The 22,900-nt window shown below is 46.7% G+C and carries 21 protein-coding genes and 1 tRNA gene; 6 read left to right on the top strand and 16 right to left on the bottom strand.

Features of this window, described 5'->3' with window-relative positions; translation table 11 throughout:
* Positions 1-2: 2 nt before the first annotated feature.
* From ACVA58_RS05520 to ACVA58_RS05550, 7 genes are all read right to left on the bottom strand, one after another.
* Positions 3-76: transfer RNA gene (locus tag ACVA58_RS05520), tRNA-Cys, on the bottom strand.
* A 319-nt stretch (positions 77-395) separates the two neighbouring features.
* Positions 396-1,028, bottom strand: coding sequence for a bifunctional 4-hydroxy-2-oxoglutarate aldolase/2-dehydro-3-deoxy-phosphogluconate aldolase (locus tag ACVA58_RS05525; RefSeq protein ID WP_446509451.1), 633 nt, complete (start codon positions 1,026-1,028; stop codon positions 396-398).
* 28 nt (positions 1,029-1,056) lie between these two features.
* On the bottom strand, positions 1,057-1,950 hold the full coding sequence (locus tag ACVA58_RS05530; RefSeq protein WP_446509793.1) for a sugar kinase: 894 nt from the start codon (positions 1,948-1,950) through the stop codon (positions 1,057-1,059).
* Between the two features lie 127 nt (positions 1,951-2,077).
* A complete protein-coding gene (locus ACVA58_RS05535) occupies positions 2,078-3,568 on the bottom strand; it encodes a sodium:solute symporter family protein (RefSeq protein WP_446509452.1) in 1,491 nt (496 codons plus the stop codon).
* Positions 3,569-3,847: 279 nt separating this feature from the next.
* The gene (locus ACVA58_RS05540; protein ID WP_107348617.1) at positions 3,848-4,240 is read right to left on the bottom strand and encodes a RidA family protein; all 393 of its coding nucleotides are present in this window, start codon (positions 4,238-4,240) and stop codon (positions 3,848-3,850) included.
* A 53-nt stretch (positions 4,241-4,293) separates the two neighbouring features.
* Complete coding sequence (locus tag ACVA58_RS05545; RefSeq protein WP_446509453.1) at positions 4,294-5,733, bottom strand: N-acyl-D-amino-acid deacylase family protein; 1,440 nt, start codon at positions 5,731-5,733, stop codon at positions 4,294-4,296.
* Between the two features lie 67 nt (positions 5,734-5,800).
* Complete coding sequence (locus tag ACVA58_RS05550; protein ID WP_446509454.1) at positions 5,801-6,664, bottom strand: MurR/RpiR family transcriptional regulator; 864 nt, start codon at positions 6,662-6,664, stop codon at positions 5,801-5,803.
* A gap of 173 nt (positions 6,665-6,837) precedes the next feature.
* On the opposite strand from ACVA58_RS05550, the gene ACVA58_RS05555 reads away from it, so the two are divergent.
* Together ACVA58_RS05555 and ACVA58_RS05560 are read left to right on the top strand one after the other, a co-directional pair.
* Entirely contained in the window at positions 6,838-8,112 is a 1,275-nt protein-coding gene (locus ACVA58_RS05555; RefSeq protein WP_446509455.1) for an amino acid deaminase, read from the top strand.
* Positions 8,113-8,365: 253 nt separating this feature from the next.
* The gene (locus ACVA58_RS05560) at positions 8,366-8,566 is read left to right on the top strand and encodes a hypothetical protein (protein ID WP_446509456.1); all 201 of its coding nucleotides are present in this window, start codon (positions 8,366-8,368) and stop codon (positions 8,564-8,566) included.
* Positions 8,567-8,578: 12 nt separating this feature from the next.
* On the opposite strand, the gene gloA2 is transcribed toward ACVA58_RS05560, so the two are convergent.
* The gene (gene gloA2, locus ACVA58_RS05565) at positions 8,579-8,962 is read right to left on the bottom strand and encodes an SMU1112c/YaeR family gloxylase I-like metalloprotein (RefSeq protein WP_446509457.1); all 384 of its coding nucleotides are present in this window, start codon (positions 8,960-8,962) and stop codon (positions 8,579-8,581) included.
* 422 nt (positions 8,963-9,384) lie between these two features.
* On the opposite strand from gloA2, the gene brnQ (ACVA58_RS05570) reads away from it, so the two are divergent.
* Complete coding sequence (brnQ, locus tag ACVA58_RS05570; RefSeq protein ID WP_446509458.1) at positions 9,385-10,719, top strand: branched-chain amino acid transport system II carrier protein; 1,335 nt, start codon at positions 9,385-9,387, stop codon at positions 10,717-10,719.
* A gap of 566 nt (positions 10,720-11,285) precedes the next feature.
* The gene (gene brnQ / locus ACVA58_RS05575; protein WP_446509459.1) at positions 11,286-12,587 is read left to right on the top strand and encodes a branched-chain amino acid transport system II carrier protein; all 1,302 of its coding nucleotides are present in this window, start codon (positions 11,286-11,288) and stop codon (positions 12,585-12,587) included.
* Positions 12,588-12,684: 97 nt separating this feature from the next.
* Here the strand turns inward: brnQ (ACVA58_RS05575) and ACVA58_RS05580 are convergent, their stop codons facing one another.
* Positions 12,685-13,161: an Lrp/AsnC family transcriptional regulator gene (locus tag ACVA58_RS05580; RefSeq protein WP_446509460.1), complete on the bottom strand. Its 477-nt coding sequence runs from the start codon at positions 13,159-13,161 to the stop codon at positions 12,685-12,687.
* Positions 13,162-13,313: 152 nt separating this feature from the next.
* Here ACVA58_RS05580 and ACVA58_RS05585 point away from each other — a divergent pair, with 152 nt between their 5' ends.
* Entirely contained in the window at positions 13,314-14,264 is a 951-nt protein-coding gene (locus tag ACVA58_RS05585) for a hypothetical protein (protein ID WP_446509461.1), read from the top strand.
* A 291-nt stretch (positions 14,265-14,555) separates the two neighbouring features.
* Here ACVA58_RS05585 and ACVA58_RS05590 read toward each other — a convergent pair whose 3' ends face one another.
* From ACVA58_RS05590 to nrfB, 7 genes are all read right to left on the bottom strand, one after another.
* Positions 14,556-15,176, bottom strand: coding sequence for a hypothetical protein (locus ACVA58_RS05590; protein WP_446509462.1), 621 nt, complete (start codon positions 15,174-15,176; stop codon positions 14,556-14,558).
* A gap of 370 nt (positions 15,177-15,546) precedes the next feature.
* Positions 15,547-16,017 (bottom strand): cytochrome c-type biogenesis protein, encoded by a 471-nt coding sequence (locus ACVA58_RS05595; RefSeq protein WP_446509463.1) that lies wholly within the window; start codon positions 16,015-16,017, stop codon positions 15,547-15,549.
* Positions 16,010-16,567 carry a DsbE family thiol:disulfide interchange protein gene (locus ACVA58_RS05600; protein WP_446509464.1) on the bottom strand — a complete coding sequence of 186 codons (558 nt, stop codon included), beginning with the start codon at positions 16,565-16,567 and terminating at the stop codon, positions 16,010-16,012. The genes ACVA58_RS05595 and ACVA58_RS05600 overlap by 8 nt, the downstream gene beginning before the upstream one ends.
* A gap of 40 nt (positions 16,568-16,607) precedes the next feature.
* A complete protein-coding gene (locus tag ACVA58_RS05605) occupies positions 16,608-18,581 on the bottom strand; it encodes a heme lyase CcmF/NrfE family subunit (RefSeq protein WP_446509465.1) in 1,974 nt (657 codons plus the stop codon).
* Positions 18,582-18,646: 65 nt separating this feature from the next.
* Positions 18,647-19,606: a cytochrome c nitrite reductase subunit NrfD gene (nrfD, locus tag ACVA58_RS05610; protein ID WP_446509466.1), complete on the bottom strand. Its 960-nt coding sequence runs from the start codon at positions 19,604-19,606 to the stop codon at positions 18,647-18,649.
* Positions 19,603-20,292, bottom strand: a complete 690-nt coding sequence (gene nrfC, locus ACVA58_RS05615; protein WP_446509467.1) for a cytochrome c nitrite reductase Fe-S protein — start codon at positions 20,290-20,292, stop codon at positions 19,603-19,605. The genes nrfD and nrfC overlap by 4 nt, the downstream gene beginning before the upstream one ends.
* Positions 20,293-20,302: 10 nt before the next feature.
* On the bottom strand, positions 20,303-20,908 hold the full coding sequence (gene nrfB / locus ACVA58_RS05620) for a cytochrome c nitrite reductase pentaheme subunit (RefSeq protein ID WP_446509468.1): 606 nt from the start codon (positions 20,906-20,908) through the stop codon (positions 20,303-20,305).
* A gap of 550 nt (positions 20,909-21,458) precedes the next feature.
* Here nrfB and nrfA point away from each other — a divergent pair.
* The gene (nrfA, locus tag ACVA58_RS05625; RefSeq protein WP_446509469.1) at positions 21,459-22,898 is read left to right on the top strand and encodes an ammonia-forming nitrite reductase cytochrome c552 subunit; all 1,440 of its coding nucleotides are present in this window, start codon (positions 21,459-21,461) and stop codon (positions 22,896-22,898) included.
* The last annotated feature ends 2 nt before the right edge of the window (positions 22,899-22,900 follow it).

Here is a 22,900-nt window from a genome sequence, read left to right on the forward strand (position 1 = left end):
TATGGAGGCGCGTCCCGGAGTCGAACCGAGGTCCACGGATTTGCAATCCGCTGCATAGCCACTCTGCCAACGCGCCATCTTTTTCTATTCGCCGCAAAAAAACGGTCATTGCCGCTGCGGTACGGAGGTGTAATTTACTGATTTTCAGAGATGAGTCAAACAAAAAAACAATAACTTGCTTCAACTGAACAATTTCCAACACATCAAGCCAAAAAATCGACCTCTTTCGTATGGAATACCAGCAATCACGGCTTTGCGCCGATATGTTATTAACCCACCTATCTTTTCCGTTACAACTTATTCAATAGTGATCCGTTAGCGGGATTAAACGTAATCCTCAAAAAACCCGCTAAAAGCGGGCTTCAATAAACACGATAACGAGAATATAGATTCAGTTACTCACTGACCAATTCAACCGCTTCGCGAACTAAACGGCCAATTTCGTCCCACTCACCATTTTCAATCAACGTTGGCGATACCATCCAAGTTCCACCGCAACAAATAACACGGTCGATAGCAAGGTAATCACGTACATTTCCCTTGCCAATACCGCCTGTCGGCATAAAAAACACATCAACGTACGGCGCTAAAAGAGACTTAATCATGCTAATACCGCCAGATGCTTCAGCAGGGAAGAACTTCAAAAACGTCAGTCCTAGTGCCAAGGCTAGCTCAACCTGGCTTGGGTTATTCACCCCCGGCACCATTGGGATCCCTTGCTCTTGGCAATAACGAACCGTATTAGGGTTGAGGCCGGGCGATACCACAAATTCAGAACCGGCCGCTTTTGCTCGGTCAACCTGCTCAGCATTCAAGACTGTCCCTGCGCCAATGCACATCTCTGGATAGGCTTCACGCATCAAACGGATAGCTTCCGCAGCGGCTTCCGTGCGAAATGTCACTTCCGCAACCGGTAAGCCATTTTCTACTAGGGTCTTCGCCAAAGGCACAGCCTGAGACACATCGTTAATTTGAATAACAGGGATAACTTTAAAGGCTTTTAATTTTTCAATGATCTGCTGAGACATGTTTCAATGTTCCTATTGAATAAATCTTTTACATTAAATCTTTCATTGCATCCGCCGGAATAATCGCGCCAGGATGCTGAATAACAATCGAAGCTAGCTGATGACCCAGTTCTGCTGCCGTCGTTTCGCTACCACCGCTTAGACGTCCAGCCAAATACCCTGCAGCAAAGGAGTCACCGGCGGCACAGGTATCAATCACTTTCTCTACTTTGTTTGCCGCGATGTATGACTCATGTGGATGAGCTGATTGCAGCTCGCTAATAACTAAGCATGGCTCGCTACCACGCTTGATCACAACTTCCTGACAGCCAAATGACTGGCAGCGGTCAATGATATTCGTCTCACCCCAAACCAAATGGTCATCATCTTCTGTGATCAAGGCAATATCCACAAACGGCAAAACTTGAGAGTACCAGTACTGAGCTTGCTTTGAGGTCCATAGTTGAGGTCGGAAGTTGTTATCGAACAGAACCTTGCCTCCCCTTGCCTTGTGTTTTTCCAACAAGGTGATCAAGGTTGCTTTGGCATCCTCAGCGAGGATCGCCACACTGATCCCGCTGATGTACAAGGCATCAAATTCATGATTTTCAATAGCCTTCTCAAGCGGTGATGTGCCGCTGGCAAAATAAAATTTCGCTGCACTGTCATTGCGCCAATAATGGAAATGGCGTTCGCCGTTTGGCTCGGTTTCGACCAAGTAAAGGCCCGGTAACTTATTCTGTAGTTTGCACACCATCGACGTTTCGATATTTTCATGCACCCAAGCATTCAACATATCCTGACTGATATTATCGATACCCAAGGCCGTAGCGTAGCTGACAGCGATATCACGGCTCGTGCCCAGACGTGACAAGTACAGCGCGGTATTAAGCGTATCGCCACCAAACGTCCGTTGTAGCGGTTGGCCACTGAGCTCAACCATACACTCACCAAAAAAAGCAATTTTCACACTGCCACCTTTATATTTATTCGAACTGTTATTAAAGCGTAATTGAAGATGCAGGCCTTACATCACAACAAAGGCCTGCATTTTGACGAGTTTTAGATGATTATTTTGCAGTTGCTGGTTCAGCGTTGATGCCTTGCTCTTCAGGCTTTTCCATCTCTGCACGTTCTGCATCAAGGATCGCCTTGGCTTCTTCTTTAGAAACCGCATTGGCTGGCGTTACTAGGCTCACTACCACACCGGCAATCAAAGCCGTTGTCACTGATGGAATGACCGGGTTACCCCAGAATGCCGTCCAGTCAGCATTGAACATGATTGAGAACGATGCTGCCGAAGCACCTGCCAAGGTAGCCAGTGCACCCTGCCAGTTGTAGCGGCCCCAGAAGCGACCCAACATACCGCACACGAACATGCCGGACATTACCGTAGAAATCATTTTGGTGATGTAGCTGATAATGTCATTTGAGGTCAGGGCGAACAGTAGTGCCAAACCGATACAGATAACCAGCGCAATGCGCGAATATGTCACCATCTTGTCTTTTGACGGCACTTTGCCGGTAAACATGATGTAGATATCACGCAGCAGGATAGAAACACCAGCAATCGCATCAGAGCTGGCGCTCGACATGGTTGCTGATAAACCAGCAATCAGAACAATCATGCCGATACCAACTGGAAGTACAGTGGCTGCAACATAGGGGAACGCGAAGTTCGCATTGTTCAGTTCAGGGTTAATCGCATGCGCTGACATACCGATAACCGCAGGGATGATAGAGAAGAACAAGTACAGTACACCCGACATCACGAACGAGCGGCGGATAGTCGATACATCTTTCCCCGAGTAGATACGCTGGCGAAAAGAAGGCGTTGCCAAGATACCCACACCCACCACTAGTGCCAATGATATGCCCGGGATCATGCCCAGCTTTTGCAAGCCAAGGAAGCTGATCGATGAAGGCTCCATTGCCGCATACAAGTTGTCTAGGCCACCAATGTGGTCAACCGACATCACGGCCATCAAAATGAAGCCACCAAAGAGGATAACGGCCTGAATGGTATCGGTCCACACTACCGCGGTGTATCCACCGATAACAACGTATATGGTGAAAGCCGCGGCAATAATCAATTTCGCCGTATTGATATCAATATCAGCAATCCAGGCAAGGTACATACCACCACCTAGAATGTGGGCACCCAACCAGCCGATAGAAGCCGTAAAGATCAGAATACCAACGACATTTTTGACAACTTTGTTAGCGCCTACATAGTAAGACAGCTCTTCACTCATGGTCATGAAGTTCAGCTTACGCACTGGGGCAAACCAGTATGCGAGCAATAAAATACCCAGCGCACCACCGATGCCATATAGAGCACCCGCCCAGCCATTGTTATAGCCAAAGCCAACTGCGCCCATACTCGAGCCTGTACCCACCATGGTGGCTACAGTCGTACCCAGTACTAAAAATAGCGGAAGACCACGACCTCCAAGTAGAAAGTCTTCGCCTGATTTCTGGTTACGCGATACGAACCAACCTAACCAGATTAAAAAAACCACATACGCACCGAAACCGGTGAGAAAGAGTGTACTGTTCATCCCATACCTCTTATAATCCGTCATTGCTTTTATTTGCTTGGGGATAGTCTCATCACTTACTACCCCATGAATTACTGAACATTCAGTATTTTGCATTTTTAGGGTTGGTACTTTGCCAACCTTTTTTCTTTGGCCTTTCGGCTCTTGTTGTAATAGCTCGCCAACTTCCGTTGTAGTCTACGTCTCTTAACTAACGCTTTTGACTTGAACTCTGAAATAGGCTTCAGCTGACCCCGCGACTTTATTGTTTATATGCGGGGCCCGAAGATAATGCCTGAATTAACGACGATCTTCGCGGTAGCACGTCACATCGACTTCAACTTTTACGTCAACAACCAAGTCACATACCATGCAGATACGTGCCGGTGGGTGCTCACCGAAGAACTCTTTGAACACCTTGTTGAATGACTGGAAGTAACGCGAATCAGTCAGTACCACTTTCACGTGTACGACATGCTCCAAGCCGTAGCCGGCTTCTTCCATAATGTCGACACAGTTCTGAATCGCTAGGCGCGACTGATCAACGATGCCACCTTCAACCACTTCACCGTCTGTCATTGGTGTTTGACCAGAGACATACAGGAAACCACCCGCCTGAGTTGCACGAGCAAAAGGTAGGTGCTGACCGCCGGTGCCTGTACCGCCTTCGATGCCGTAGCGTGTGATAGTCATAATTTCTTTCTCCAACGTTGTGTTACTGAGTTCAATTTACTGTCATCAAGCTGTTAGTCTTGGTGACGGTGTAAAAAACGACCATGGCGGTTATCACTCACCTGACCGTCTTGATAACTGATGCAGCCATTAACCATGACTACGTCAATCCCTTTCGCTGCTGCAATCGGATTTTCGAAACTTGCAACATCGATAATGGTGTTCGGGTCAAATACCACGATGTCGGCATACGCCCCCTCGCGAATTTCCCCTCTGTCTTTCAGGCAGTAGCGCTTGGCCGACATACCTGTCATTTTGTGTATTGCCTGCCCCAGCGAGAACAACTGACGTTCACGGCTGTAATAGCCCAGCACCCTAGGGAAAGAGCCCCATAAACGCGGATGCGGGTGTGGATCATTTGGCAGGCCATCGGAACCCACCATGGTTAACCGGTATTTCAGTACCCGCTCAACATCGGCTTCATCCATACAGTGGTACACCGCACCAGCAGGCTGAAGTTGCTCGGCCGCTTCCATTAAAGGCAAATTCATATCATCGGCAATCTGCTTGAGCATCTTTCCGGCATGCTGCGGGTAGCTCTCTGACCAAGTTATAAAAATGTCTATCTCATCAGTCACTTGCTTGAGATCAAGCGTTGATGAGCTGGCTGAATACGGGTAACAATCACATGCGACATCTTGGTGCTTGGCGGTTTTTTCCATCAAGTTGAGTACTTCAACCGTACGACCCCAATTGCCCGCTCCGGCACATTTAAGGTGAGAAATCACCACTGGTACTTTGCCGTGCTTACCGGTTGTGAAGGCTTCATCCATTGCTTCAAGGATCTGCTCGAACTCGGTACGCATATGGGTGGTGTAGATACCATCAAACTCCGCAAGCTCTTCTGCAAGGGCCATCACCTCTTCGGTTGGAGCCTGTTTTGCAGAGGCGTAAGCCAACCCTGAACTCAATCCTAATGCGCCCTGCGACATCGCATCGTGGAGCTTGGCTTTCATGGCTGCAATCTCTTCGCTTGAGGCAGCTCGGTATAAATCATCCATTTCGTTATTACGCAAAGTGGTATGGCCCACCAACGCAGCAACATTCACCGCTGGTTTTGCTGCCGTGACCGCCTCGGCATATGAAGCAAAGGTTGGGTATTTAAAGTCCTGCTTCTTACCCAACAGGTTCATCGGATCCGGTGGATCACCAGCTAAAATCGTTGGCGATGCGCTGATCCCACAATTACCGACGATGACACTGGTAACCCCTTGGCTGATCTTCGGCAGACAATCGGGATAGCGGATCACGTTTGTATCATCATGGGTATGGACATCAATAAAGCCCGGCGCCAACGCCTTGCCCTGTCCATCAATGATCTCAGCAGCCTCACACCCGGCAAGATCCCCTATAGCTGCAATACGATCCCCAGTAATAGCAACATCGGCGTTGTAAGGCTCACTACCCGAGCCATCAACAACTTGAACATTTCGGAAAACGGTATCGAACTGCATGAAACTTCCTTCTTTATGACGCTAATTCTTCACAACCGTTAACCCGAACTGTTCGGCCTAGGTTGTGTTAATCGCCGAGAGGCTGTCTATCCTCTCCACCCCGGTGACTGTCTAGTGCCAGCTTCAAGCGGCGCAGCTTATCTCGGGTTCGGCGTTTGTGGCTTAAGGCCAGCTCCGTGGACAACACATCAATCAAGGCCATCATGGCGTAACGTGATGCCGACGGTTTGTAAATAAAATCGGTTTCCTTGGTTACTATCGGCAATACCAAATCGCTGACTTCAGCCAATGGCGACTCTTTCGGTGTAATTGAAATCACTTTCAAGCCGTATTGCTTGGCAATCGATGCTGGCTCAACCACTTCTGGTGTATAACCAGTGGCGGATATCACCACCATCACATCATTAGCATCGGCAGTTGAAGCCACCATTCTTGCCAACAAGCCATCATTGTATGCCGTTACCGGGTAGCCCAAGCGGAACAAGCGGAACTGCAACTCTTGCGATAGCATGGTTGAACCACCACCCATGCCGACTGCCAAAATTTGGCGAGCGTTTTGCAAAATATCGACGGCGGTTGCAATGTCCTGCTCATCAACAACCTTGCGGTTTATGTTGATCACGTTTTTGATCGACTCATAAACCCCTTGGATCCCCGACTGATCTGGCGATTCATGAATGAAGCGCTGACCAATTGCCAATGACTGCGCCAATTTGAGCTTCAAATCGCGCACATTCTTACAGCCTACGGCTTTGGCGAAACGGGTGATCGTCGCTTCACTCACCCCAGCTTCTTCTGCCATCTGGGTAATGCTATACCCCGAGGCAGCAGCTAAATCGTCAATCAGCAACATGGCGACTTTCTTCTCGGCTTCACGCAATTGCGAGAAGCGTTCAGTAATTCTTGAAACAATATCAACTTCGATTGTCACGGCTTTCACCTTTCTCTCGACAGGGCAAATAGTAATTTCAGGGCAGGTTAAAAACAGTGAGAAACAGCACAAATCGACCAGCAATGTTTGATAGTTTCCAACACCGATAATATTATCACCACGCCAAAAGGCAGTAACAACAAGCCCTGAGGGCTATGTTAGGAGAATAATAAATGACCCAAGCAAATAAAAAGCATGTTAGTAAATACCAAGACTCCCATCACAAAAAATTTCCCGTAGGGACTAAAGGGATATGGGTGGATGAAAAAACGGAGGGAAAATACAGCCTAATTAACGAGGAAATAAGCTTACCTGCAGCGGTTATCAAGCAGCAATCTATCGATAACAACCTTAACTGGATGCAACAGTTTGCTGATCACCACAATGTGAAGTTATCGCCACATGGCAAAACAACCATGACCCCGGCTTTCTTCGAGCAACAAATAGAAGCTGGCGCCTGGGGGCTCACGGTTGCGACCGCACCTCATGCCGAGGTTGCGGCATCTGCTGGTGCCAAGCACATCATGATGGCAAATCAGCTTGTCGGTAAGGCTAACATGGCGATGATCAAGCGCCTGCTAACTCAGCACGAAGCGACTTTCTACTGCTGTGTCGATTCCGAAGATAATGCCAAGCAACTATCAGATTTCTTTGCAGGTTCTAAGGTTAAGATCCATGTATTGATCGAATTTGGTGTCGAAGGTGGCCGCTGTGGTTGCCGTACCCCGGAACAAGTCGTCTCGCTCGCACAACACATCGACAGCTTGGAAGGAATTACCCTTGCCGGTATTGAAGTATATGAAGGTGTGATCCACGGAGACAATGCCGAGCAAGCGATCCGTGAGTTCTTGGCAACAACCGTACACACAGTCGAGCAACTCAAGGAAAGTGGATTGATCCAACTTGAACGGCCAATAGTTACTGGCGCCGGCTCAGCATGGTATGACGTGGTGGCTGAAAGCTTCACTAGCTGCCAACACTTACTGGCGGTCATCCGTCCTGGGTGCTATCTCATCCACGACACAGGCATCTATCAAGACGCCCAGCACAACGTGATGACAAGAGCGCAGGTTAACCAAGGTTATGCATGTGATCTTGGCGGCGATCTTGAATCGGCGCTTGAGGTATGGGCCTATGTGATCTCCCGTCCAGAACCGAGTAAAGCGGTGATAGGTCTTGGCAAACGAGACGTGGCTTTTGATGCTGGCTTGCCTATCCCTGAGCGAGGATACCGCGCTGGTGACAGTATCGAAGTAAATGGCTTGGAAGCCACTGCAATTATGGATCAGCACACATTTGTTACCGTGCCGGAAGGCCGTGATCTTCGTGTCGGCGATGTGATTGCTTTTTCCACCTCTCATCCGTGCCTCACGTTTGATAAGTGGAAGCACATCTGTATTGCCGATGAGGATCACCAAGTATCGAGTGTGGTGGAAACCTGCTTCTAGCGTGGATGAATCCAGTTTAGAACAACAAGCCCATGAACTAGGCTCATTGCCGCGCTGATTACTTATCCATCATCGCGGCGATTGTAATTCAGGCAGCAATGCGCCTATTGCTGCCTATTCATTAAAATGCACAACACATCCATCTAAAACCCTGTTTTTAATGAGATTTATGATTAATAATTCTTTGCCTGATCGATTAAGGTGTGTATTATCCCTGTATCATTTCACGTGCCACAAAGGATTAGGCCTGTTTATGAATTTCACTTACCTTATTGAAGGTACGCTATTTGGTTTGATCGTACTGCTTATCGGCTTAGCAGGCGGCTCCTTCTTTACCATGGCGACGGTAAAGCCCGCAGACGGGAATAGTCTTGTTGAATCTCGTATCGAATTCGGATTTTACGGCGTGGCCAGCTTGGTCTTCGCTGGCCTGCTTACAGGTATTATCAGCTAACGCCCCCCTTGTTTAAGCTTGATAAAGCTCCAGCGGCAACCCATCCGGATCTTGGAAAAACGTAAAAGCTTTCCCTGTATATTCGTCGATCCGGATTGGTTCTACTTCTATTCCTCTTGATTCTAAATACCCACCCACTTGCTCAACCGAGTCCACTACAAACGCTAAATGGCGCAGTCCCCTCGCTTCTGGAAAACTTGGTCTTTGTGGCGGATTAGGAAATGAAAACAACTCTATCTGGCTGTTATCTGGTAGTTGCAGATCCAGCTTCCATGAATCTCTTGCCTCGCGGTAGTGCTCTGCCAAGACAGTTAAGCCAAGAATATCAACGTAGAATGCTCTCGAGCGGCGATAGTCCGAGCAGATAATCGCAGCATGATGAATCGCCTTTAACATGAATAACCCTTTATTAATCATTCGTCTAAGTAAGCAATTATCACTATCTCACTCCATCACCACAAACGCAACTGGGCAGTCATATCATCCAAGAAAGCAAATTAATACAATGTATTTTCATGGCATCCCTTTACAGACCAGTGTTTTATTTATATGTTGTAAATGATTTCGATATTTACGTTCAGGATAACACCATGTTTAAACCTACTTGCCAGCTTTCAGTTTGCAAGCCTGTGAAGATGACAGGCGGAACGTTTGTATCGCGCGAAATTATTGCGGCTATTCTAGTGATTATTAACTAGGCTGGCGGCTATTCACCCGTCAGCCAGGCTGACGGGAGCATCGTTTTTTCCTACCTGTTTTTCTCCAGCCTTTCTGACGGTCCATAACTAAAACTGAGTCATCTCAGAGGACTTGTTCGAATGAATAAACACAACACCCTTGCAATTGGCCTAATGACTTTTGCGATGTTTCTCGGCGCCGGGAACATCATCTTTCCGCCTTTACTGGGCCTGCAAGCCGGTACCCATTATTTGCCAGCCATGCTCGGCTTCCTCATCACCGCCGTTGGCCTTCCTGCACTGACGTTGATTGTCCTTGGCCGCCTTAGCCACAGCCAACAGCTGACCGCAGCCCTACCAAAACCGATGGGGACTGCTTTCTGGGTACTACTGTTTACTGCTATCGGTCCAGCTTTTGGTATGCCCCGCGCTGTAACGGTTGCCTATGAAATGGGTATCGCACCATTTACCAACGGCGATCTCCTGCTGCCTTTTTCGCTTATCTTCGTAACGGTTACCCTTATCCTTGCTTTCCAGCGGGGTAAGTTAGTCGATTACATTGGCAAAGTCATGACTCCTTTGCTGGTTCTGCTTCTCACCGTGCTAGCGATTGCCGCCTGTATTTCCCCGGTCAGCCCAATGACCCTGCCAAGTGGAGACTACCAACACCAAGCGGTTACTCAGGGGCTGATTCAAGGTTATATGACCATGGATGCGATTGCCGCTGTTGGCTTTGGATGGGTGATCATCAAAACGATTCAGGATAAAAGCGTGAGTCAAAATAAAGACATGATCTCGCGTGAGGCCCTGTTTTCCAGCACGGTAAAAGTCACTTTGATCTATGCCTTGCTGATGTCAGCCTGCTATCTCGCAATGGGCTATGTGGGGGCAACCTCGTCGGCAGTTGCAAATGGCGCAACCAATGGTGGAGAAATTCTAACCAACTATGTCGCGAGCTTGTTTGGCATCTACGGTCAATACTTGCTGGCAGTCATCATCATCATGGCCTGCTTGACCACCACTGTTGGCCTAACCAATGCGTGTGCCGAGTACTATCAACAAACCTTTAATGCACCTTTCTTGGTCACTACTGTGATCGTCTGTGCCCTTACCGGCCTAATTGCCAACTTCGGCTTAGAGCAAATCCTTGAAATCAGCCTACCGGTGATTTTAGTTCTTTGCCCTGTCGCTATTGCTTTGGTCATCACTGCCTTAGTGGTCAAATCTTCGCCATTTCAACGAACTATTTTTGTCGCGACAGTCACGGTCACACTGGTATTTGGCACCATAGATACCCTACATATTCTCGGTCTGATCCCAGCGCAATGGGAAGCGGTTTTGAGTGATTTCATGCCACTCTATGCAGCCCATGCGAGCTGGCTGCTTCCGTGTTTAGCCACCTTGTTCTTCAGCCAGCTGGCTAATGCTACACTTTCCCATCTTGAGATGGTCGCCACCACAACATCGGCGAAATAGACGCCAAATTAGACGATTAAGCAGCCAACATCCTAAAAGCCACCACCAAAAGAAAAGTGGTGGCTTGATTCCACACCTTGGCTGAACCCCTGACTCACGTACCATCGCTCAGTAAAATCGAGCTCATGGAAAGATACAAAATCCACAAAAAACACCGATAACAAAAGTAAACACTATGAAGATCACACCTAACGGATAAATAATTAACCACGAATCAATGTTATGACTTTTTTTACTCTCCCCTGTTTACAGTCCAGAAAATTGCTTATATGTTGTATACCCAAGTGACCTAGCGTTGCTTTGATATATTTGTTGTTCGCATTAGGAAAATCAGCATTATGCTAAGCCTTATTACTCAAACCACTGCTACTACCGTTTTGGCTCGTGCCAAACGTGCAGCTTTGCGTACAACACAATCAGTCGTCTCTGTCGTCGTCCTAGTCATCGTTATCTAGGCTGGCGGCTATTTCCGTCAGCCAGGCTGACGGAGAATCAACATATCATCACGTTTATCTTCCCAGCCCCTGACGGTCCCAAGCATTAAAAGCAAACACAGGGTTCGTCCAATGAAGACTAACGATACACTCGCCATCGGCTTGATGACCTTTGCCATGTTCCTCGGCGCTGGCAACATTATTTTTCCACCATTCCTCGGCTTAGAGGCCGGTACACAGCTGTTGCCTGCTATGGCTGGATTTCTAATAACAGCCGTCGGTCTACCCGCGCTCACCTTGATCGTCTTCGGCCGCCTGAGCGATAGCAAACAACTGACCAACCCATTACCAAATTGGCTTGCTACCCTGATCTGGGTCGCCTTGCTTACCGCTGTCGGCCCTGCCTTCAGTATGCCTCGAGCAGTAACGGTGGCTTATGAAATGGGGATTAACCCGTTTGTCGACAACGACCAGCTACCTCTTTTCTCACTCCTTTTCTGTAGCTTGACCCTTCTGCTGGCCTTTCATCCCGGGAAACTTGTCGATTTCATTGGCAAAATAATGACACCGCTGTTGATTATCATGCTCTGCACGCTCGCAATTACCGCGGTTATCAATCCATTATCAACACCACTGGCACCGCAAGGTGAGTATGTTGACTTTGCCTTTACCCAAGGGCTCGTTCAAGGTTATATGACCATGGATGCTATCGCCGCTGTGGGCTTTGGCTGGGTCATCATCAAAGCGATAAACAGCAAAGGTGTCAGTGACAAGAAAGCGGTCGGAAAATCTACCTTTCAAGTTGCGATGATTTATATCGTTTTAATGGGAGCGTGTTATCTGGCGATGGGTTATGTAGGCGCGACATCTAGCCCTATTGCCTTGGAGGCAACCAATGGCGGTGAATTACTGAGCCTATACGTAGCCTATCACTTTGGTGAATACGGACAGTTGCTACTGGCTGCAATTATTATCATGGCGTGCCTGACAACCACAGTCGGCCTTACCAATGCTTGTACCGAATATTACCAACAAACCTTTGGGGTGCCGTTTCGCCGAATCGCAACCATTGTTGTTCTGCTTACTGGCATTATCGCCAACGTAGGGCTAGATCAAATCTTGGCGTTAAGCCTGCCAGCTATTTTGGTATTGTGCCCTGTCGCTATTGCCTTGATCTTATGCGCCCTATTCTATCCAGGGGAAAAGCAGTATCAAGGTACTTACATGGCAGCGATTGCTATCGCTTTTATCTTTGGCAGTATTGATGCCGCCAGCATTCTTGAGGTCGTACCTAGTGCGCTGGACACTCACTTTAAAGAATGGCTTCCACTTTACTCTGCCAATGCCAGCTGGCTGTTACCGTGTGGGTTCATACTCATATCAAAAAGGTTGGCTAATTTTCGAAAGCCAAGAGTCGTTGCAACGAACAACTAATTCTTGAAAGGAGGTTGCCTCGTGGCAACTTCCTCTAGCGTATACCCGAGTAACGTCAAAGTACTTGGGTATATCTATTGTAAACAGAAACTCAGTCTTATTCCTTGTCGCTGTTACTCAGATTGAGTTCCGTAGAGAACTTGACCGTTCGTAGAGAAATGGATGTATGAAATTTTCGGATGTTTAGGTCCTTACGCAAGGAGCCTTCAATAAAGTTTTCATATTCTGGGATATCACGAACATGAACGATAAGTAAAAAATCGTAACTACCTGATATTTGGTAACACTGAGTGACTTCGGGATACTTCATTATCGATGTACGGAAGCTTCGGTACACATCCCCCCTATCACTGTCCATTTCGATCGACACCACAAACGTCATTATATTTCCAACAAGCGCAGGATTAACCAAGGAAACATCACCGGTAATTACTCCTCCCTCACGAAGGCGTTTTACCCGTTTAAGACAAGCAGGGGGAGAGAGTCCAACGACTTCGGCAAGATCAACATTAGGTATTCGATTGTTCTTTTGCAAAATCATGAGAATTTTGCGATCTATACGGTCGATATCCATAATTTCTTAAATTATCCAAAAACAAAACTTCAAACCCAAAAAACCAATAAAAAAGAAATTTTGAGCTCTCATTATCTCAATATGAAAAATACAAATTTTTTGCACTGCCCTTATCATAACAGAATTAAAGAAAGCCGATATGGAGACAACCAATGCGCCGAGTCGTCGTAGAACTCAAACAGTTAAGCCAAGACATTATCTCAACGACAGTTTCATTATTTAAAATAATGATCCCTATGATTATTGTGATCAAAATCGCAGATGATCTGGGTGGAGTAACCCTGCTGGGCGAACTGTTAGAACCGCTAATGGGACTGCTTGGGCTTCCAAGCTCGATGGCTCTTGTTTGGGCGACAACAATGCTTACCAACTTGTATGCAGGGATATTGGTGCTTATTAATACAGACGTAGCACTGACTGTTGCTCAGGTTACCGTGTTAAGTAGTTTGTTATTGATAAGCCACGGATTACCTCTAGAAGGAATGATATCTAAAAAAGCCGGTGTACCGTTTTGGTCAACATTGTTGTTAAGAGTTGGTGGGGGTATCATTTTTGCGTGGCTTCAAAATACTTATTATGAAACTACTGGTAACAACCAGCATGTTGCCCAAGTTTTGTGGCAAAACGAACCTTCGGCTTATAACAACTACTTTGATTGGGCTGTCGGTCAAGCGGAGAACCTTATAAGCATCTTCTTGATTATCGCTGTTCTTATCACTGTAATTAGGGCCTTGAAGCTGTTGGGTATTGAACATTTGATGGCAATGTTAATGATGCCGCTTTTGAAAGTACTGCAAGTGAGCAAAAACGCTGCCAATCTAGCCATTATCGGAATTACATTAGGGCTATCCTACGGCGGTGGATTAATCATTAACGAAACAAAAAAAGGAAATTTAACCGCTAAGGATGCATTTATCACCGTCATGCTGCTCAATTTGCTACACAGTATTCTGGAGGATACCGCACTGGTACTGCTTCTAGGGGCAGACTTGAGTATGGTTCTCTGGGCGCGGATAGTTTTCTCCGTCTGCATCATGGCCATCATTTCTCAAGCGTATACGATACTAGTAAACAGGAAGAATAAACAAGAGCTACACTCTTGAGTGCCCGCCACCGTATCCCTGATTTTATGTTCGGTGACACTATTATTTTAAAAATTAGAATCAGTTGAAGGCAGTAATTTCACCGTCTCGAAGCAACTAACGTGTTAATAATATACCCAAGTGACTTCATGTTGCTGGTTCAGCGAGTTCACTTGAAGTTACTGGGTATAAAGGTGGACACTCGTGTCCTCCTTTACTTTAAGTGGCTAATATCCTGAGGATAACTATCAAAAGATTCTAATATAAGTTGTCATTATCCAAAGCAGCACTTTTTCGCCACACCGCATGATTTTAATCTTTATTAGAATTTCCGCTTTCAAACTTTTTGGTATAGTTACCTGCTTTAGGCTTAGTTCGAGCAACTTGACGAATAGACGAGCGGATTTTTTTGAGCTTCTGCAGTTTACTTCGAACATTTGTAAATGTTTCTAACTCTTTCTTCTCATCATCAGTGAGTAGTTGACTATTATGATTCGAAATTAACCTCAGCAGGTGAAACTTGGTGACTTTTTTAGCGAAAAGCCAACCAGGTGATAAACGGTGGCTACGTAATGTTATCCGCTCAAAATCAACCATAGAGACTTTGTTATCATCAATCAGAAGATCACGTTCAGGAATTGCATGACGTGCAACACCAGCTTCTAGCATATTATTTACCAATACCCTTAGTTCTTTTAGGCTTTGGTTAGACAATTGCTCTTGATTACCGCCAGCAACACGTGACATCACCACAGTGCTATTGCGATGGCTAATGATTTGAGGAAACCCATCGACACCTTTTAATCGTTGAAGGGCCTTTTTTTCTCGCTTAAAGCGCTTTTTATAACCAGGCCTTTTTTTAAAGGTCTTAATGACTTCCTTTTCGCCTATAGAAACATGCATCTTGCTTGTTTCGTAAACTGATATAGACATATTCTTTCGATTTATATGATTAAGCTAAACAATAAACCACAGAGATTATCTACCTATCTTTGTATTTTCAGTATACTCATTGTAAATGAATGTATCTTTTGTCGATCATATGCTTGTAGTTACACTTACCAACACAGCACTACAACATTAAAAAAACATTATTCATTAAAAACACACTTACAATGTAATAATAAGCATGCAAGGGGTGGTTGATGCATGCATATATTTACATCTAGCTTGGCATTCTAGACAACTTCTAACAAAGTAAAATAAAGCTATTGATGATTATAAATAAAGCCCAGAATCATCATGTCAGTAGGTATTACATTTCTAAATAAGCATTAGCATCATTAGGTAACATGCTTCAAATTTATCGCTCTCGCTGCTGCCGACGAATTGTTACCCAGATGATTGAACCAAATAAGCCTAGCAGCAAAAATGGCCCCCCCCACAGTAAGTAAGTGTGCGGATTCAAACGCGGTTTATACAACACAAAATCACCAAAGCGTGAGGTCATATACTCAATGATGACTTCATCACTCTGACCGGCATTTACCATCTGATAGACTTTGAGACGCAAATCTTTCGCCACAGGGGAATTAGATTCGATCAGATTCTGGTTCTGACATTGCGGGCAGCGTAAGCGGCGAGACAGCTCGATAGCCCGCCGCTGTTCGGCACTCGAACGAAATTGGAAGGTCTCGACTGACTCGACCAACTCAGTATCAGCGGCAACAAAAATTTGATCTGTTTGTGCAACTGCCGATACGCTCGCCACCAATAAACACATGCTGATAGCCACTAACAATGACTTCACTCGGTAAATCACGTCCTTACCCATTCGCTCTTTTTTCCTGTTGCACTTCCTGTTGCAATAACTCGATAACGGGTACAAATTTCTGCCGCCATACGTCTTCATCCAATACCCCTAGGTAGCGGAAGCGGATCATACCATTGCTGTCGATCAAATAACTTTCCGGCGTCCCATACACACCCAAGTCTAATGCCAATGACCCGTGAGGATCGAACAGTACAGCTTGATAAGGGTTGCCGCTATGGGCCAACTCACGCATTGCCGACTGACGATTATCACGGTAATTAAGCCCAATAATCGACATGTTTTGTTGCTGAGCCAGCTGCAACAAGAATGCATGTTCGCTTTTACACACAGCGCACCAGGAGGCCCACACGTTTAGTAGCTGCAGCTTACCGGTTAATAGTGTTTCATCCGCTGTGCCAGCAGTATCTAATCGCTGCAGGCTAAAAGCTGGCAGCGGTTTGTTCTCAAGGTTAGGGGTATGGCCTTCTTGGGTGAACATCATCGACAAACTGATGATCACCAAAATCACAACAACTACACCTAACGGAAGATAACGGCTATTTTTTCTCATCTCTTTACACCATTACTCTCTAACCACTATTTCCATTACGTTACTTCCAAAGCACGATAGTTTCTATCTTCTTGGGTTGCAGCAGCTTATGCGACACCCGTTTACTCGCCAAGCTCACCACTGCCATAGCCCCACCAATCATCATTAAGATACTGCCCAGCCACAGCCAGCGAACATATGGCTTGTATTGGATCCGAACCGCATAATCAGTACGGTTAAGCTTCTCTCCCAAGGTGATATAAATATCACCATGCCAGAACCATTTAATACCCGGCTCACTCATATTCATGGTGCGCACGGTGTAATGACGTCGCTCAGGGCGAATCGTTGCTATAAGTACATCATCTTTGATTACGGTGATCTGGGCTTGTTCGGCGGTATAATTAGGGCCAACTAACAAGTCAGTCTGCTGGTAGGTAAAGTGGTATTCATCCAGGGTGACACTGTCTCCCGGTCCCATCTTGCTGCTGATCTCTTCATCATAAAAGCTCACCAAGGTCGCGCCAATGATTGTCGCGGCGACCCCTGTATGGGCAATGACCATCGCCGCCTGCTTCCACACAATTCCCTTCATTCCTTTCGCACGTCTAGCACGGATTCGAATGTACATCGCTTGGAAGGCCGTTGATGTAATCCAAATTGCGGTCATGAATGCCAAACACACCGTGATGTTCACTCCTCGCTCAAACATCACCGATAAAGCCACCCCTAAAACAATAGAGACCGACATCGGTGCCAATGAACGGGTGATCACATCGTCTAGCCCTACCTTATGCCAGCGTACAACCACACCGAGCCCCATAAACAGGAACAAAATGAAGCTCATCGGGACAAACATCGAGTTGAAATACGGCGCGCCGACCGAAATATTGCCCAAGCCTAATGCTTGGAATACCAATGGATAAAATGTTCCCAGCAGTACTGTTAGCATCGCGACGGCAAATAAGCTATTCCCCACCATAAACATGGCTTCTTTGGTAAAGAAACCAAATTTGGCAGCAACAAAGTAACGGCCCGATCGAATAGCAAACAGTGACAAGGCAACAATAAGGATCAATGCCAACATGGTCAGTAAGGTCACACCACGAGTCGGGTCAACGGCAAAGGCATGAACCGACGTCAGTACCCCAGAACGAACAATAAAGGTGCCGAGCAAGCTAAGGGAAAAGGTCGCGATGGACAGCAATAAGCTCCAACCCGACAATGCCTTACGGTATTCAGTGATCATCAAGGAGTGGAGCAACGCTGTCCCGGTCAGCCATGGCATCAAAGAGGCGTTTTCTACTGGATCCCAGAACCACCAGCCACCCCACCCCAGCTCGTAATATGCCCACCAAGAGCCCAGCGCAATACCGCCAGTCAGAAATACCCAAGCAGCCAGCGTCCAAGGTCGACTCCATTTCGCCCACTCTCCTTTGCCGTGATCGCCCGTTAACGCCGCAATAGCAAAAGCAAAGCTAACCGCAAAACCGACATAACCCAAGTAGAGCATTGGCGGGTGGAAGATCAGCCCGACATCTTGCAGCATAGGATTCAAGTCACGTCCTTCAAGCGGGGTCGGAAACAACCGCTCGAATGGGTTTGAGGTGAGCAATACAAACAGGCTAAACAGAAGAATCAGGCCAGATAGCGTAATAAGCACCCTTGCGATAAAGGCCTCATCCAATTTCCGACATGCTCTGGCAAGACAGGCGGTCCACAATGTAAGAGAGAATAGCCAAAACAAGAAAGACCCTTCATGCCCCCCCCATACGGCAGCTATCTTGAAGAAAATCGGCAATTGGGTGTTGGAGTGATGAGCAACATAAGCGATTGAAAAATCATCCAGCGCGAAACTCACGCCCAATAAGACAATCGATAGGCCAATAAAACCAAAGGCGCCATAACTTAATGGCCAAGCGTAGCGAGTAAGGTATGAATCCTTTCTGACTAATCCTACTGCGGGAACGGTGGCACCAAGCAAGGCAAACACCATACCGAGGATTAACGAAAAATGTCCAACTTCAGGGAGCATCTATATTCCTTGTACTAAATCGCCACAGCGCTAACTGTGGCGATTCTATTTCTTGTTACATCAACCTATAAGGTTGTCATTTGCCCAGCATACAGCACAAACGTACGTAGCATCAGTACACCGATCAAACTTAATGTGGTCACCAGCATAATGAAGGCTTTGTTATGCTTAACACCCGCAGGGCTAACCGCATTCAGCCCCAATGGCACCAGCATTCCCATACCGATTACACCATACCAGAACCAGCTAGCCCAGAATCCGCCACCGATCGCCGACAGTGCTGCTACCTCGCTTTGGCCCCCACCGAAGTACAAACCGGAGAAGAAAGCAAAGATAACGAACAACTCAAACATCACCACCGGACGCTCAAACTTGTGAACCCAACTGACACTGGCACTCTTCGCCGACTCTTTGAAGAACACCACGCCAAACAACAAACAAGCGGCCGCACCGGAGGACAGGCTCGAAAACAAAAACAAGATAGGCAATACTGGATTATTTAGCATCGGGTAAGTCTGAAGCGCCGATAACAGGAAGCCGGTGTAGGCTGCCAGTAACAATGCCAGAAAGCCCAAGAACAGCTCAATGCTGTTTTCGAAGCGGTCCAATACCTTCATGACTTTGCCGACAATAGGCAACCTATCGCCCAACAATGCCAGCAATTCGTTCTTGTAGATAATGGCAATCCAAGCAAACAATACAACCATATAGACTTGGAATAACACCACACCCATCGACATTACTGACGTTGGGTTATAGAAGATCATTATCTTCCAAAAAGACCACGGCTTGGTCAGGTGGAAAACCAGAATCAACAAGCCGACAATGATCCCAAATGGAGCCAGAATCGCTGTTGCTTTGATAATACCGTTGCTCGCCGGATACCCTTCGATCACCTTACGCTTGAGGTAAATAGCAATCATGACGGCACCGGCTGACATCCCTGCTAAGAACAGGTAGACCGCTATGATCCAGTCCCAGACTAGCGAGTCAAAATAAAAGGCATCTGCAAATGTCGTACTCATCCTTTTATCTCCCCTTTTCCATGTGGCACCTTATACATCTTAGGCTGGGTGCCGAGCTCGACTTTTTGTCGGTAAACCGGCTTCTGCGTGATCATCTGGCTGATTTCACTGTTTGGATCGTTCAAATCGCCAAATGTCAGTGCCTTAGTCGGGCACGACTCCACACAGGCTGGCTGCTTGCCTTCCTTAAGGTTGGTCTCACGACAGAAGTCACACTTATCTGCCGACTTGGTTTCCGGATGGAAGAAACGCACCTGATACGGACAAGCGGCTAGGCAGTAGCCACAACCGACACACTTAAAGTTGTCTACGGCAACAATGCCTGTTTCGTCATCCTTATAGGCCGCTCCTGTAGGGCAGACATGAACACATGGAGCGTTATCACAATGCTGACAAGAGATACGGGTAAATTGATAGTCAACATCTGGGTATTCGCCCTGTGGCTCACTGCGGACGATCTCCAGTCGCGAGACTCCTTCAGGCACATTATTGACTTCACGGCAGGCATCAGTACATGCCGTACAACCAATACACAGTGTTTCGTCATGGACCATACCGTAACGCTTCACACCATCTTCCATAGTGGCCGCTAAAGATTTACGGCCCACTAAGTTTGAGGCTCCCACCCCTGTAGTGAAGATGACAGCCCCGGCACCGGCCAGGAAGTTACGTCTTGAACACGTCATAATCTCTCCCCTACTCTTTTACTTTTATCTGATCAGAGTGGCAATCGACACAAAGCTTGATTCTTGGCTTTCTCTCGATACCTTTCATTGGATCAGATGTTGGGTGGATGTTATGGCAAGAAGCACAAGAGAGATCGAGCGCATGGACATCGTGTGTCCAATTAACTTCACGCAGATTCTCTGGCTCATGACAATTCACACAGGTTTCATTTTGCTGAGTGATCCAAGCGACATCAGCCGCCGGCTTTTCACTGCCGGCTACAGATTGCGCCGGTGCAAATTTCGTGACCTCTGATGCGCCATTGCGGTGATCGCTACCTACATTACTGTGGCAGTCGACGCAAGTCACATCACGATTTGTGTGCGGGTTAATAGCGGTGCTGTGCGCACCTTTGAGGACGTCTTGTTCATCCTTATGGCACTGGGTACATGCGTAATCCCTGTCCCGGTTGAATTCGACGACATGTCTGCCGGACTCCGAAGTAGTAACAGAAGGGCTGGCTGCTGTGGCTTCTGTGTTCTGGGAGTCTGCGGCAACATTGATTGAGAAACCCCAAATACACATAGCGACAAACAACGTCAACATGCTATTCAGGGCTACTTTATGATTGCCCATTTTTCACCTTTTCATCTTCCACAATTACTTTTAATCAAAAATCAAAAAGTAACCGGTGCTGATATTACAAATTAGGCACAATAGTGCCCGTTTGATTTCGCAATTAATAATCCATTGCATTTGAAATCAATTCTTATTTGCATCAACTTTAAGCCACAACGCTCAACAAGCTTATTAAACTATATTTCAAGATGTGAAAATATGCGACAAATAACAAATACACTAAAAGTAGTATTGAATATGATTATTTTCTGATTTAGATCAATCTCAAAAAACATGCTAACCTGTTGTTTTACAATAACATTAATAGAAACCCCAGACTCAATAATAAAGGGTTATGTAAATACCCCCTTAGGGGTATATAGGTAAATTATTAATCTACCTCCCGTTATTCACTTTTCACTTTTGATCCAAAACAAAAAATAAATCGCTTTTATCTCGTTATTTCTCCTTTCTGATATCCTTATTTAGAACTCTGATTCTGTTTGCATTGAAAGCCGCTCTCACAACGCTTGGCTCTACTTACAACAAGAATTATGGAGTGCACATCGTGAGTAATAAATGGACGAGAAATACTGCCGCTGTTGCAGCATTACTGTCTGCAATATTTCTTTCTGGTAATGCGTTTGCTACTGAGCAACCCGCTGAAAAAGAAAGAATTGAAGCACGCAACGAAGCTTTTGCCGCTGCCCATGCAGATCAATACAAAACCTGGGAAGCAACCAAGGAAAGCGAACAGATCGAAGATGCCCTCGAAGGCGACCCTAATATGGTCATCCTTTGGGCTGGCTATGGCTTTGCCAAAGACTACAACAAAGCCCGTGGCCACTTCTATGCGGTAACGGACGTTCGCGAAACCCTACGTACCGGTGGCCCACAAGACGAAAACTCTGGCCCGATGCCAATGGCCTGTTGGAGCTGTAAGAGCCCTGACGTTGCCCGTGTCATTGACGAGCGTGGCGAAGATGGCTATTTCGACGGTAAATGGGCCCGTCTAGGTTCAGAAATCAACAATGCCATCGGCTGTGCCGACTGCCACAATACCAATAGCGAAGACTTCAAGCAGGGTAAACCCGCCCTCGCCTTGTCACGTCCATACGCTGCCCGCGCGATGGAAACGATTGGCAAGAAATTCGAAGATGGCTCTCGCCTTGACCAGCAAGCACAAGTATGTGGCCAGTGTCACGTTGAATACTACTTCCAGAAACAAAGCAAAAACGCAGTGAAATTCCCATGGGACATGGGAACCGGCGTAGATGAAATGGAAGTGTACTTCGATAATATCGGCTTTAGCGATTGGACTCATGGCGTATCTAAAGCTCCGATGATCAAAGCGCAGCACCCAGAGTACGAAACATGGCGTGACGGTATCCACGGCAAGAACAACGTGACATGTATCGACTGTCACATGCCGAAGGTACAGAACGAAGACGGCGTCGTCTTTACTGATCACAAGATCGGCAACCCGTTTGACCGCTTCGAAGATACCTGTGCCAACTGCCATACCCAAGACAAAGAAACGCTACAAGGCATCGTATCTACCCGTAAAGCGCAAGTGCTAGAAATGAAACTTCGTGCCGAGAAGCAGATTGTCGCTGCACACTTTGAAGCGAAAGCAGCATGGGATGCTGGGGCTACCGAAGAAGAAATGAAGCCAATCCTTACCGATATCCGCCACGCACAATGGCGCTGGGATTACGCGATTGCTTCTCACGGTGTTCACATGCACGCACCAGAAGTTGCCCTACGCGTTCTCGGTACTGCGTTAGATAAAGCTGCTGACGCCCGTGCTAACGTCGTACGCCTACTGGCCACCAAAGGCATTACCGATCCAGTTGAAATCCCAGACATTTCTACCAAGCTTAAAGCCCAGCAAGCACTGGGGATGGACATGGATGGAATGAATCAAGAAAAAGAAGACTTCCTGAAAACCGTAATACCTGAGTGGGACAAAGAAGCAAAAGCCCGTGAAGCGAGCTATGATCAATAAGA

The sequence above is a fragment of the Photobacterium sp. DNB22_13_2 genome (assembly GCF_052873915.1).